This window comes from Brevundimonas sp. RM1 (genome assembly GCF_052907225.1).
In genome coordinates, this window is record NZ_JBRERY010000003.1 from 180,457 (window position 1) to 193,258 (window position 12,802).

The window sequence follows — 12,802 nt, forward strand, 5'->3', positions numbered from 1 at the left end:
TTCGCGAAGCGTGGCGGGACGCAAGCCGGGAGGCAGCCCTCTCCCGCCGGGAGAGGGGGCGCCTTACCCGCCGCGCAACTGCGTGATCGTGCGGCCCGGCGCGATCTGTTCGGCGTCGGTGATCAGATGGATCAGGGCAGGGCGCCCGCCTGCCGCCGCCTCTCGCGCGGCCGCCAGAGCCGCCGGGAAATCGCCGGTCATCTCGCACCGAACGGCGAAGGCGCCGAAAGCCTCGGCGTATTTGACGAAGTCGGGGTTCTTCAGCTCGGTGGCGATGACGCGGGCCGGGTATTCCCGCTCCTGGTGCATGCGGATGGTGCCGAAGGTGCCGTTGTCCACGACGACCACGACGACGCCGAGGCCGTATTGGGCGGCGGTGGCCATCTCGTTGGCGCTCATCATGAAGTCGCCGTCGCCGGCGATGCAGACCACTTCGCGCGCCGGATCAACCGCCTTGGCCCCCAGCGCGGCGGGATAGCCATAGCCCATGGCGCCCGAGGTCGGGGCCAGCTGGGTGCGGCGGGCCTGATGGCGGTGGAAGCGGTGCAGCCAGGCGGCGAAATTGCCTGCGCCGTTGGTGATGATGGCGTCCTCGGGCAGGGCGTCGGCCAGGTGGGCGATGACCTCGCTCATATTGACGGCGCTGTTCACCTCGATGGGCGAGGAGAAGGCGAGGAAGTCGGCATGGGCCGTCGCGCCCTGTTCGGCCCAGACGCGGCTCGGCTCGACAGTCGACAGGGCCAGGGCCGCCAGCGAATTGTCCGCCGCCGCTGACAGGGCGGGCGCCCAGACGCGGCCCAGCTCTTCGGGGCCCGGATGGATGTGGATCAGGGTTTCGGCCGTCTTGGTGCGGTCCAACAGGGTGTAGCCCTGGGTCGGGTTCTCGCCCATGCGCGCGCCGATCACCAGCAGCAGGTCGGCGTCCTTGACCCGCGCCACCAGCTTGGGGTTGGGCCCCAGGCCGAGGTCGCCCGCATAGCCGGGGTGGTCGTTGCGGATCAGATCCTTGCGGCGGAAGGACAGGGCGACCGGCAGGCCCAGGCGTTCGGCCCAGCCGGAGATCGCGTCCGTCGCCTCATCGCTCCAGCCGGAGCCGCCCAGGATCAGCATCGGGCGTTCGGCGCGCGACAGGCGCTCGCGCACCTGTTCGACGAAGGCCGGGTCCAGGGCCGCCCTGGCCGGGACGACGGGGCGGATGGGCGAGGGGCCGCCGTCCTCGTGTAGGATATTCTCGGGCAGGGCGACGACCACCGGGCCCATGCGGCCTTGCTGGGCCGTGGCGAAGGCGCGCTCGACCACTTCCACCGTGCGCTCCGGGCTCTCGATCTCGGTCGCCCATTTGGCCAGGCCGCCGAACACTTCGCGGTAGTCGACTTCCTGAAAGGCGCCGCGGCCGCGGTCGGTCAGGGCGATCTGACCGACGAACAGGATCATCGGCGTCGAATCCTGATGCGCCGTATGCACGCCGATCGAGGCGTGGGTGGCGCCCGGTCCGCGCGTGACCATGCAGACGCCGGGGCGTCCGGTCAGCTTGCCGTAGGCTTCGGCCATGTTGGCGGCGCCGGCCTCGTGGCGGCAGACGATGACCTCGATCTGGTCTCGCACGTCGGCCAGGGCGTCGAGCACGGCGAGATAGCTCTCGCCCGGCACGCAGAAGACCTTGTCGACCCCGTTCATCACCAGGGTTTCGACCAAACGGCGGGCGGCGGTTCCGGAAGCTTGCGTCATGCTTTCGCCGTTAGCAGATTGAAGGATGAATTGGCCATGCAACCTTATGGTCAAGCTTCACGTTGAAGCGCCAAATCGATTCATGGGGATGTCATCATGCGCAAGCTCATCGTTCTCGGCGTCATCGCCGCCGCCCTGACCACCGCCGCCTGCAACACGGTGTCGGGCATCGGCCGCGACCTGTCCGCCGCCGGTCAGGCCGTCACCTCGGGCTCGGAGCGCGCCAAGAGCTGACGCCGGGCGAAGGCGCGAGGCGTTGCCTTGTTTTGCCTTTTCGCCACAAATCCGCAGACGAAGTCCGTCATTCTGACGGCGCAATCGGAGGAATTGAGATGGGACTTCTGGACAATATCCTGGGCGGCCTCGGCGATGACGCCGCCGGCGGCCTGGCCGACCTGCTGAAGGGGCAGGGCGGCGTGGCGGGCCTGGCCGAAAAGTTCGGTCAGAACGGCCTGGGCGACGTGGCGGCCTCGTGGATCGGCAAGGGCGGCAACGCCGCGATCTCGCCGGAACAGATCGCCGCCGTCATCGGCTCGGGTCCGATCGCCGACTTCGCACAGAAGCTGGGCATTTCGCCGGAACAGGCCAGCGAGACCCTGGCGGGCCTGCTGCCGGAAGCGGTCGATCGCTTGACGCCGGGCGGCTCCGTCGACGGCGCCGACGACATGCTGGGCGGTCTGCTGGACAACCTGCCGGGCGGCCTCGGCGGCGCGCTGGGCGGCCTGTTCAAGCGCTAAGGCTTGGCGCTAGGCTTCGGCCTCATAGGTGACGCCCGTCAGATAAAGCCCGTCTGACGGCGCCACCGGGCCGCACCGCGAGCGGTCCCTGGCTTCGAGCGCATCGGCCAGGTCGGCGGGACGCCAGCGGCCCAGGCCGACCTCGGCGATGCTGCCCGCCATTGAGCGCACCTGGCGATGCAGGAAGCTGCGCGCCTCGAACACCAGATGCACCTCTTCGCCGACGCGGTTCACGCGGGCCACGTCCAGCGTCTTCACGGGACTGGCCGACTGACAGGCCGCGTCGCGGAAGGTGGTGAAGTCGTGCAGGCCGGTCAGGTATTGCGCCGCCGCGTGCATGGCCTCGGCGTCCAGCGGCTTCCTGACGTGCCAGACCCGGCCTCGATCCAGCGCCGGACGGCCGGGGCGGTTCAGGATGCGATACAGGTATTTGCGTCCATTGGCGGTGAAGCGGGCGTGCCAGTCGTCGCTGACCGGCGTGCAGTCCAGCACCGCCACGGCCTCCTTCACCATATGGGCGTTCAGGGCGTTCATCACCGTCTGCGCCGGCCAGTCGCGCTCCAGATCGACGTGGCAGGTCTGGCCCGTGGCGTGGACGCCTGTGTCGGTGCGCCCGGCGGCGGCGATCCGCACGGCCTGGCCGCTGAAGGCGGTGATCGCCGTCTCGATGGCGCCCTGCACGGTCGGCTGGCCGAGCTGGGCCTGAAAACCGTTGTAGGCCGAGCCGTCGTATTCAACTGTGAAACGATACCGGGGCATTAGCCTTGGGGGCCGCGATCAGAAGGCTCCGCCTTCTCGACCTGACGCGGCCCGTCCAGCATGGCGCCGGCTGGAACCGGAAAGCCCCGCAGCATCTCGTCGGCCGGTTGCGCCGCCTTGCCGGGGCGCTGCACGCGGGTCAGGCGCACGGCGCCGGTTCCGCAGGCGATCGTCAGGGCGTCGTCCAGCACCTGACCGGGCGTCCCCTGTCCTTCGGCCAGAACCGACATCAGGGCCTTGATGCGGACGGGCTCGCCGTCAGCCTCGACCTCGAACCAGGCGCCGGGGAAGGGCGACAGGCCGCGGATGTGGGCGTCCACCTCTGCGGCCGGGCGGGTCCAGTCGATACGCGCCTCGGCCGAAGTGATCTTCTTGGCGTAGGTCGGCTCGCCCGCCTGCTGCGTCTCGGTGAAGCCGCCGCGCTCGATGGCGGCCAGCGCGCGGGGCCACAGGGCGGCGCCGACATGGGCCATGCGGTCGCCCAGAGAGGCGGCCGTGTCGTCGGCGTGGATGTCCATTAGTTCGGACAGGATGATGGCGCCTTCGTCCAGCCCCTCGCTCATCCGCATGATCTGGGCGCCGGTCTGGCGGTCCCCGGCCATGATGGCGCGCTGGATCGGGGCGGCCCCGCGCCAGCGCGGCAGCAGCGACCCGTGCAGGTTGAAGCAGCCCAGACGCGGCGCCTCCAGCACTTCAGGCTTCAGGATCTGGCCGTAGGCGACGACGCAGGCCGCGTCGAGGTCCAGGCTCTTGAAGACGTCGATGGCCTCCGGCGACTTCATGCTCTCAGGCGTGAAGACCGGCAGGCCCATGGCCTCGGCGAAGGCGTGAACCGGCGACGGCGTCAGCTTCTGACCCCGGCCCTTGGGGCGCGGCGGTTGCGAATAGACGGCGACGATCTCGTGCCCCGAGGCGATCAGCTCGGCCAGGGACGGCACGGCGAAGTCGGGGGTTCCCATGAAGGCTAGGCGCATGGGCAGGCCTTTAGACCGTGGGGCCGATTACATCCAGCGGGTATAGACGCCGCCGCCCTCGTCCCACTCGCCGCCCGCGTCCAGGGCGTCGTCGAAATCGAGCAGACGATCGATGACCAGACCGGCCACCACGCCGACGGCGGCGACGGCCAGCAAGGTCGCGACGCTGGCGACGCCGACCTTTTCGTTGCGGGTCAGGCGGCGACGGCCGCGCTGGTCGATGATGCGGGTCTTGCGAGCCATCAGGCGGCCATCCTCGCGTGTTTCTTGACCTTGGTGACCGCTCGGTCGCGACGCAGGCGCGACAGGTGGTCGATGAACAGGACGCCGTTCAGGTGGTCCAGCTCGTGCTGGAAGCAGACGGCGTACAGGCCCTCGATCTCTTCCTCGATCGTCTCGCCCTGATAGTTCATGTAGCGCACGCGCACGCGGGCGGGGCGCTCGACCGAGTCGTAATAGGTCGGCACCGACAGGCAGCCTTCCTCGTAGGAGAACATCTCTTCGGACGACCACAGGATTTCCGGGTTGACGAAGAAGCGCGGGTTGCGGCGCTCCAGCGCCTCTTCCTCGGTTTCGGGCTCGTCCGCCTTGCCCTCGACCGGCTTGTCGCCCAGGTCCATGACGACCACGCGGGTCAACTCGCCGATCTGGGGCGCGGCCAGGCCGATGCCCGGCGCGTCGTACATCGTCTCCAGCATGTCATCCATGAGGGCGCGCACGGCGTCGCTGACGCCGCCCTCGACGGGCGCGGCGACGGTCTTCAGGATCGCCAGATCGGCGGCGTTATCGATAGTCAGGATACGACGAATGGCCATGCGGGGGAGGTAGGGCCGCCGCCCCCGAACGTCAAGAATTACCGACCGTGGCGCTCGGACTTCTCGGCCGGCTTCAGGCGGGCGGCACTTCGCGCGGCTTGCGCTCCTGGTCGATGGCCACATAGGTGAAGACGCCCTCGGTCACGCGGACCGATTGGGCCTCGGCCTGGCCGCGGGCGCGCTTCCACGCCTCGACATGGACGCGGATCGACGTGCGGCCCGTGCGGATGATCTTGGCGTAGATGGAGACTTCGTCGCCGACCGACACCGGCTGGTGGAAGACCATGCCGTCGAGGGCCACGGTGGCGCAGCGGCCGCCCGCGCGCTCGAACGCCGGGGTCGCCCCGGCCAGGTCCATCTGCGCCAGCAGCCAGCCGCCGAAGATGTCGCCTTCCGGATTGGTGTCGGCGGGCATGGCGATGACGCGGCCGACGGGCTGGCCCTCGGGCAGGGTGGCGGCGGTTTTGTCGACGTCGGACACGGATGACCTCTTGGGCGGCTCTATCGAGGTCGGTTCATGCGCTGGTGCGCGGTCAGGTGCAAGTCATTCTCGATAGCCTAGTTTGGGACGGCCGCTCTCAGCCTTGTCACGGCGCGGACCAGTTCGGCTTCGTCCAGGCTGGCGAAACCGATGCGGAAGGCGTTGCGGCCTGGGCCGGGCTGGAGTTGAAGCTGGCCGCCGTGCGTCAGGATCAGGCCGGATCGCTCGGCCTCGGCGGCCCAGGCGGCGGCGTCGATGTCCGGGTTCACGCGCAGCCACAGCGCCAGCCCGCCCGCCGGCTTGTCGAAGGCGACCGCATCGCCCAGCCGGGCGGCGATCTCGGCGCACAATAGATCGCGGCGCTGTTCATAGATTTTGCGCGCCTTGCGGGCGTGGCGGCCCAACTCGCCGTCGTCGATCAGCCGCGCCAGCGCCCGTTCCAGCGGCAGGTCGCCCTGACGGTCGATGGCCTCGCGTCGCGCGGTCATGGCCTGGATCAGGTCCGGCGCGCCTGTCGCATAGCCGATGCGGACCACGGGCGAGAGCAGTTTGGACACCGAACCGATATGGATGATGCGGTTCCCGTCCTGGCCCTGGCTCCTGCCTAGGGCGCGGGCGGCCAGGGGCAGGACCGGGCGGCCCTCGAAGCGGTATTCATGGTCATAGTCGTCCTCGATCAGGATCAGGCCGTGGCGACGCGCCATCTCCAGCAGGCGCAGACGTCGTCCGGCGCCCAGGGTGACGGTGGTCGGGAACTGATGATGGGGCGTGACATAGACGGCGCGGATGGTCGGGTCGCGGGCAAGCAGCGCCTCCAGGCGCTCGACGTCCAGGCCTTGAGCATCGACCGGGGCGCTGACCACCCTGGCGCCGGCCGCGCGAAACGCCTTCCACGCCAGCGGATAGCCGGGATCTTCGACGGCGATGGCGTCGCCGGGATTCAGGACGGCGGCGGCCAGAAACAGGGCCATCTGGCTGCCGCGCGTGACCAGGATGTCGTCTGCGCCGATGGTCAGGCCGCGCTCGGTCGACAGATAGCGGGCCAACGCCGTTCGCAGCGAGGGCGCGCCGCGCGGGTCGCCGTATCCGGGCAGCGACTTCAGTTCGGCGCCGGTCAGCGAGCGGCGGAAGGCCCTGGCCAGCTCCAGCCCCGGCATCAGGCGCGCATCGGGGGCCCCGTCCGAGAACTGCATCGGCGGCGGCGCGGGCCGGGTCTGCGGCAGGGGCGAGGCGAGGCGCGCGGCGGCGGGCCGGACGCCCCAGTTCTGCGTGCCCAGATCGGGCAGGTCGCGGGCGACGAAGGTGCCGCGCGACGCCTCGGCGGTCAGCCAGCCCTGCAGCACCAACTCCTGATAGGCGGCGTCGACGGTGTTGCGATGCACGCCCAGGGCGCTGGCCAGGGCGCGGGTGCCGGGCAGGCGGTCGCCGGGCTTCAGCCGACCGCGCTCGATCTCACGGATCACCGACCCCGCCAGATTGATGAACAGGGGCCGGGCGGGGTCTTCGATCAGTTCAATGACGACGGCGCTGCGTCCCATGATCCGGCCTACCAGGTTTCAGGAAAGCGGCTCTTATGACAGGGCCGATAGGCCGGGTATCCCACGCGCACTCCCAGGCAGCAACACCGCTGCGGGAACAGAAACAAGGGATAGGGTCATGGCCGAGAAAGCCGTTTTCTATCACGCAGGCTGCACCGTCTGCGTCGACGCCGAGCAGCGCTTCGCCGGCGCGCTGAATCCTGCGGCCTATGAGGTCGAGGTCGTTCATCTGGGCGAGACGCCTCAGCGTCTGGACGAGGCCGAGGCGGCGGGCGTGAAGTCCGTTCCGGCCATCGTCCTCGGCGACGCCGTCTATCACATCAACCATGGCGCGGACCTTTCCGCCCTGCGTTGATGCTGTTCGATCCGGCTTCTGTCCCCCGAAGCCGGATTGCTTGGCGGGTCGGCGATCCCTCCTCACCGGCCGACCCGCCGTTTTTTCTTGTCTGACGGAGACAGCATGACTTCCGACCTGGCGACGCGGGCTCTGGACCCGCAACTGGCCCAAGCCCTGATGCTGGAGCGCCAGCGCCAGCAGGACAGCATCGAGCTGATCGCGTCCGAGAACATCGTCAGCGCCGCTGTGCGTCAGGCGCAGGGCTCGGTCCTGACCAATAAATACGCCGAGGGCTATCCGGGCCGCCGCTACTACGGCGGGTGCGAGGCGGTCGACATCGCCGAGAAGCTGGCCATCGAGCGCGCCTGCACCCTGTTCGACACGGCCTACGCCAACGTCCAGCCGCACTCGGGCGTCAACGCCAACCTGGCCGTGCTGTTCGCCCTCATCAAACCGGGCGACCGCATCATGGGGCTGGATCTGGCCTGCGGCGGCCACCTGACGCACGGCTCGCCGGTCAGCCTGTCGGGCCAGTGGTTCGAGGTCAGCGCCTATCGGGTGCGCGAAGACGACGACCTGATCGACTATGACGACATGGAGCAGCGCGTCCTTCAGGACCGGCCGCGCCTGATCTATGCGGGCGGCTCGGCCTATCCGCGCCGCATCGACTTCGCCCGGATGCGCCAGATCGCGGATAAGGTCGGGGCATACCTGGTGGCCGACGTGGCCCACTACGCCGGGCTGATCGCGGCGGGCCTCTATCCCAATCCGACGCCGCACGCCCATGTCACCACCTCGACCACGCACAAGACCCTGCGCGGCCCGCGCGGCGGCCTGATCCTGTGCAACGATCCGGAACTGGCGCGGCGCATCGACAAGGCGGTCTTCCCCGGCACGCAGGGCGGGCCGCTGATGCACGTCATCGCGGGCAAGGCCGCAGCCTTCCATGAGGCGCTGCAACCGGACTTCGTCGAATACTCCAAGGCGGTGATCGAGAACGCCCGCGTGCTGGGCCAGACGCTGGCGGACGGTGGCCTGCGCCTCGTGTCGGGCGGGACGGACTGCCATCTGGTGCTGGTCGACCTGCGCCCCTTCGGCCTGACCGGCAAGGCGGCGGTCGAGGCGCTGGAGGATCACGGCCTGATCGCCAACAAGAACGCCGTCCCCTACGACACCGCCTCGCCGATGGTGACGTCGGGGCTGCGGCTGGGCTCGCCGTCCTCGACCTCGCGCGGGTTCGACGCCGAGGCGTTCCGCACGGTCGGCGGCATGATCCTGACCATCCTCAAGGGTCTGCGCGACGGCGATCTCGACAGCGCGGCGGTGAAGGCGCAGGGAAGAGAACTGACGCGGGCCTATCCGATTGTCGGACCGGCGCTGACGCCCGCTTAAGGAGGTTCCGAACGCGCGTGCGGGTCATCTCGATTCAAAGCCAGGTCGTCTACGGCCACGTCGGCAACAGCGCGGCGGTCCAGCCGATGCAGGCCATGGGGCTGGAGGTGGCGGCGGTGCCGACCACCCTGCTGTCCAATCACCCGCACTATCCCACCATGCGCGGCCGGATTCTGGAGACGGAATTGGTCGCCGACCTGCTGCTGGGGGTCGAGGAGCGCGACCTGCCGATGACGGCCGGGGCGGTGGTCACGGGCTATATGGGCTCGGCCGCCAATGCGGCGGCGACGGCGGGTTTCCTGCGGCGCTGGAAGGGGAGGAACCCGGCGCTTCTGCACATCTGCGACCCGGTGATCGGCGACGATGATCTGGGCGTCTTCGTCGCCGAGGGCCTGATCGAACAGTTCCGCGACGAACTGACGCCGATGGCCGACATCATCACTCCCAACCAGTTCGAACTGGGCCGACTGGTCGGCGAACGGCCCGATACGGTCGAGGGCGTGATCGAGGCGGCCCGCATCCTGAACGCGCGCGGCACGGGCCGGACGGTGGTGACCGGCTGCGTCCTGACCGACACCGCGCCCGGCGAGGTCGAGACGGTGGCGGTCGAGGGCGGCGTCGCCCATCGCGTCTCCATCCCCCGCATCCCGATCCGGCCCAGCGGCACCGGCGACCTGTTCACCGCCTATCTGACCGGCTGGCTGATGCGCGGCGAGGCGCTGGCCGAGGCCGCCGCCCGCGCCACCGCCGGGGTCCAGACCGTTCTGCTGCGCACCCAGGCGGCGGGCGCCTTCGAGATGCGCCTGACCGAGGGCTGAAAGCCCTCAGCCGAAGCCGGCGACGGCGGCGATCACCCGGTCCTGCACGGCCTCGTCCAGATAGGCGCTCATCGGCAGGCTGACGACCCGTTCCGCCTTGGCCTCGGTCACGGCCAGACCGCCGGGTCCGACCGGGTGCTGGCGATAGGCGGGCTGGCGGTGCAGGGGGATCGGATAATAGACGGCGGTCGGCACGCCCTCAGCCTTCAGATGGGCGGCTAGAGCGTCGCGGTCGTCATGCTCGACGGTGAACTGGGCCCAGACCGAACGGCCGCCGGGAATGACGACGGGCGTCGCCGCCACATGACCGGCCAGACCCTGCACATAGCGCTCGGCGATGCGGTTGCGGCGCTCGATCTCGTCCGGGAAGATCTTCAACTTCTCCAGCAGGACGGCGGCCTGCAGCGTGTCCAGCCGCCCGTTCATGCCCAGACGCGGGTTCAGATATTTGGGGTCGTGCGCAAAGCCCTGCGCCGCTGCATCCGCCGCCGTCGCCTGTCCGTGGACGCGCAGGGAAACGAGGTGATCCATCAGCGCCTCATCCTTCATCAGCACCGCCCCGCCGTCGCCATAGGCGCCCAGAGGTTTGGCTGGAAAGAAGCTCAACGTCGTGGCGTCGGCCCAGTGGATGGGGTGCCGGCCGTTCAGGGTGCAGCCGAACCCCTGCGCCGAATCCGCGATCAGCTTCAGCCCGTGTTTCTGGGTGATGCCCGACAGGGCGGGATAGTCGGCGGGCTGGCCGAACAGGTCCACGGCGATGACGGCGCGGGGCTTCAGCACGCCCTCGCGCTCGACCGCCTCGACGGCGGCGCGCAGGTGGTCGGGGTCGATCGTCCAGGTGTCGGGGCGGATGTCGACGAAGACCGGCGTGGCGCCCGCCAGCGCCACCACTTCGGCCGTGGCGGCGAAGGTGAAGGCGGGGCAGAAGACGGCGTCTCCCGGCCCCACGCCCCACGCCATCATCAGCAGCACCAGCGCATCCGTCCCGTTGGAACAGGACAGGGCGTGGGGCGCCTGACCGAAGTCGCACAGGGCCTGTTCAAAGGCGCCGACAGCCGGACCCATGATGTACTGGCCGCTGGCTGCGACCTCCATCAGGGCGGCGTCGATGGTCGCGCCGATGCGTCGGCGCTGGCTGAGAAGATCGATGAAGGGAATCGTCACGCGGTTACTCCGGGGAGGGAATGGTGATCAGGCCAGTCAGCTCAGGACAGTCGGCTCAGGCCAGACCGGGCCAGTAGTGGGCGTTCGGCGTCGGGCGCGGGCCGAAGATGGCCTGTCCGACGCGCACCACGGTCGCGCCTTCGCGCACGGCCAGTTCGTAGTCGCCGGTCATGCCCATCGACAGGCCGGTGATGCGCGCATCGATGCGCTCGGCCCTGTCGCGCAGGGACCGCAACAGGGTGAAGCAGGGCCGCACCCGGTCGGGATCATCGCTGAACACCGCCAGCGTCATCAGCCCCTGCGGCTTCAGCCGGGGGAAGGCTTCCAGCCGTTCGATGAAGTCCAGCGCGTCGTCGGGATGCAGGCCGAACTTGCTCTCCTCGCCCGAGGTGTTGACCTGGACATAGACCTTCATGTCGCGCCCGTCGGTCTCCAGCCGCTTGTCCAGCACCTCGGCCAGCTTGAGGCTGTCCAGCGCATGGAACTCGTCCGCCAGACGGGTCAGGTATTTGACCTTGTTCGATTGCAGATGGCCGACGACGTGCCAGCGCATCGACAGGTCGGCCATGGCCTCGGCCTTGTCGCGGGCCTCCTGCAGCTTGTTCTCGCCGAAGTCGGTGACGCCCGCGGCCCAGGCCAGACGAAGAATCTCGGCCGGAACCGTCTTGGTGATGGGCAGCAGACGCACGCTGTCGATCGGCCGCCCGACTTGTTCGCAGGCGGCGGCGATGCGGCGATGGACCAGCGCCAGATTGGCGGCGAACCGCTCGCGCGGATCAGACCCGAAGCGTGCGAGGTTTTCAGACGAAAGGGTCACGAAACATACTCCCGACACAGGCGACGGCCCAGTCGCGCGATGACTTCATAGTCGATGGTCGCGCCTTCCAGCGCCAGTTGCTCCGGCGGGCGGTTGGGGCCCAGAAGCTCGACGTGATCGCCCGGCTTCAGCGCGTCGGGCGGCAGAGCGCTGACGTCCACGACCAGACTGTCCATCGAGATGCGGCCGACGAAGGGCAGCAACCGCCCCTCGAACGCGGCGCCGCCGACGGCCGACAACTGACGCGGCCAGCCGTCGGCATAGCCCACGCCGATGGTGGCCAGACGCATTCCCTTCGCCGCCGTGACGGCCCAGCCGTAGCCGACGCCCGCGCCCGCAGGCACGGCGCGGGTCTGGATGACGCGGCCCGTCACCTCGACCACCGGCTGCATGGCCTTGGCCGAGGGCGAGGCGTCCAGCCCGAACAGGGCGGCCCCGACCCGGCACAGGTCGTAGTGATAGTCTTGGCCCAGCCAGCACCCGGCCGAGTTGGCCAGCGAACGCGCAACGCCCGGCGGCGCGTGGGCCAGTATGCGCTCAAAGGCCTGACGCTGGCGCGCATTGCCCGCGTGGCCGGGCGTGTCGGCGACGGCCAGGTGGCTGAGGATCAGGCGCGGTTCGATCCAGCGGATCGGGCCGTCCGGGTCGAAGGCGAAGGCGGCGTCCTCGGGCGGCAGGCCAAGCCGCGACATGCCGGTGTCGAACTGGATCGCCGCTGCTAGCGGCCGCCCGACGGCCCGGCCCAGGCGGGCCCAGCCCTCCATCTGCTCGCGGCTGTTCAGCACCGGGATCGCCCCGGCGGCGAGGGCGGCGTATTCGGCGCTGGGCGCCAGACCGTTCAGCACGAACAGTTCGGCGTCTGCGGGCAGGCTGCGGCGCAGATCCACGGCCTCGAACAGATGGGCGACGAAGAAGGCGCGGCATCCGGCGTCATAGAGGGCGGGCGCGATGCGGGCCGCGCCCAGACCATAGGCGTCGGCCTTGACCACGGCGGCGCAGGCTGCGGGCGCGACCTGGTCGCACATGGCGCGATAGTTGGCGGCGACGGCGCGTAAGGAAACGTGAATCCGGCCGCCGCCGTGGTCGGATCGGCGGCCCGGCTGGTCGGTCGAGAACAGGGCGAGGGCAGGCAAGGGACGGGAGCTTTCACGGCGTCGGCTGACCGCCGACCTCCGCATCCTAGGCGGCGCTGTCCCGGCCATTCCCCGCCACGTCGGCGCAGATTGTCAGACCGCTTTGTAA

General features: G+C 69.6%; 15 protein-coding genes. 5 read left to right on the forward strand and 10 right to left on the reverse strand.

The genetic code is table 11. The features are described from left to right. Positions 1-63 precede the first annotated feature (63 nt). On the reverse strand, positions 64-1,728 hold the full coding sequence (locus tag ACU5AP_RS04600; protein WP_446680856.1) for a thiamine pyrophosphate-binding protein: 1,665 nt from the start codon (positions 1,726-1,728) through the stop codon (positions 64-66). Positions 1,729-1,824: 96 nt separating this feature from the next. On the opposite strand from ACU5AP_RS04600, the gene ACU5AP_RS04605 reads away from it, so the two are divergent. After that, positions 1,825-1,962, forward strand: coding sequence for an entericidin A/B family lipoprotein (locus tag ACU5AP_RS04605; RefSeq protein ID WP_003166208.1), 138 nt, complete (start codon positions 1,825-1,827; stop codon positions 1,960-1,962). Positions 1,963-1,994: 32 nt separating this feature from the next. Continuing rightward, entirely contained in the window at positions 1,995-2,465 is a 471-nt protein-coding gene (locus ACU5AP_RS04610) for a YidB family protein (RefSeq protein ID WP_223850615.1), read from the forward strand. Positions 2,466-2,474: 9 nt separating this feature from the next. On the opposite strand, the gene truA is transcribed toward ACU5AP_RS04610, so the two are convergent. The 6 genes from truA to pdxR form a co-directional block, all read right to left on the reverse strand. Beyond that, the gene (gene truA, locus ACU5AP_RS04615) at positions 2,475-3,224 is read right to left on the reverse strand and encodes a tRNA pseudouridine(38-40) synthase TruA (RefSeq protein ID WP_128718892.1); all 750 of its coding nucleotides are present in this window, start codon (positions 3,222-3,224) and stop codon (positions 2,475-2,477) included. After that, positions 3,224-4,198: a methionyl-tRNA formyltransferase gene (gene fmt, locus ACU5AP_RS04620; RefSeq protein ID WP_003166204.1), complete on the reverse strand. Its 975-nt coding sequence runs from the start codon at positions 4,196-4,198 to the stop codon at positions 3,224-3,226. The genes truA and fmt overlap by 1 nt, the downstream gene beginning before the upstream one ends. 27 nt (positions 4,199-4,225) lie before the next feature. Further along, complete coding sequence (locus ACU5AP_RS04625) at positions 4,226-4,441, reverse strand: hypothetical protein (RefSeq protein WP_003166203.1); 216 nt, start codon at positions 4,439-4,441, stop codon at positions 4,226-4,228. Continuing rightward, a complete protein-coding gene (def, locus tag ACU5AP_RS04630) occupies positions 4,441-5,013 on the reverse strand; it encodes a peptide deformylase (RefSeq protein WP_446680857.1) in 573 nt (190 codons plus the stop codon). Before def ends, ACU5AP_RS04625 begins: the two co-directional genes overlap by 1 nt. Before the next feature lie 73 nt (positions 5,014-5,086). Beyond that, complete coding sequence (locus tag ACU5AP_RS04635; RefSeq protein WP_003166199.1) at positions 5,087-5,494, reverse strand: acyl-CoA thioesterase; 408 nt, start codon at positions 5,492-5,494, stop codon at positions 5,087-5,089. Between the two features lie 77 nt (positions 5,495-5,571). Further along, positions 5,572-7,032: a MocR-like pyridoxine biosynthesis transcription factor PdxR gene (pdxR, locus tag ACU5AP_RS04640; protein WP_128718890.1), complete on the reverse strand. Its 1,461-nt coding sequence runs from the start codon at positions 7,030-7,032 to the stop codon at positions 5,572-5,574. A gap of 118 nt (positions 7,033-7,150) precedes the next feature. Here pdxR and ACU5AP_RS04645 point away from each other — a divergent pair, with 118 nt between their 5' ends. The 3 genes from ACU5AP_RS04645 to pdxY all read left to right on the forward strand — a co-directional run bounded on the left by ACU5AP_RS04645 (position 7,151) and on the right by pdxY (position 9,579). Continuing rightward, positions 7,151-7,387, forward strand: a complete 237-nt coding sequence (locus ACU5AP_RS04645) for a hypothetical protein (protein ID WP_003166197.1) — start codon at positions 7,151-7,153, stop codon at positions 7,385-7,387. A gap of 105 nt (positions 7,388-7,492) precedes the next feature. Further along, the gene (gene glyA, locus ACU5AP_RS04650; protein WP_128718889.1) at positions 7,493-8,761 is read left to right on the forward strand and encodes a serine hydroxymethyltransferase; all 1,269 of its coding nucleotides are present in this window, start codon (positions 7,493-7,495) and stop codon (positions 8,759-8,761) included. A gap of 17 nt (positions 8,762-8,778) precedes the next feature. Beyond that, the gene (gene pdxY / locus ACU5AP_RS04655) at positions 8,779-9,579 is read left to right on the forward strand and encodes a pyridoxal kinase (RefSeq protein WP_446680858.1); all 801 of its coding nucleotides are present in this window, start codon (positions 8,779-8,781) and stop codon (positions 9,577-9,579) included. Between the two features lie 6 nt (positions 9,580-9,585). Here pdxY and ACU5AP_RS04660 read toward each other — a convergent pair whose 3' ends face one another. The 3 genes from ACU5AP_RS04660 to alr are packed head-to-tail and all read right to left on the reverse strand — an operon-like array spanning position 9,586 to position 12,693. Then, positions 9,586-10,743, reverse strand: a complete 1,158-nt coding sequence (locus tag ACU5AP_RS04660) for a DegT/DnrJ/EryC1/StrS family aminotransferase (protein ID WP_446680859.1) — start codon at positions 10,741-10,743, stop codon at positions 9,586-9,588. A gap of 55 nt (positions 10,744-10,798) precedes the next feature. Further along, positions 10,799-11,560 (reverse strand): YggS family pyridoxal phosphate-dependent enzyme, encoded by a 762-nt coding sequence (locus tag ACU5AP_RS04665; RefSeq protein WP_446680860.1) that lies wholly within the window; start codon positions 11,558-11,560, stop codon positions 10,799-10,801. After that, complete coding sequence (gene alr, locus ACU5AP_RS04670; RefSeq protein WP_446680861.1) at positions 11,557-12,693, reverse strand: alanine racemase; 1,137 nt, start codon at positions 12,691-12,693, stop codon at positions 11,557-11,559. Before alr ends, ACU5AP_RS04665 begins: the two co-directional genes overlap by 4 nt. Positions 12,694-12,802: the final 109 nt, after the last annotated feature.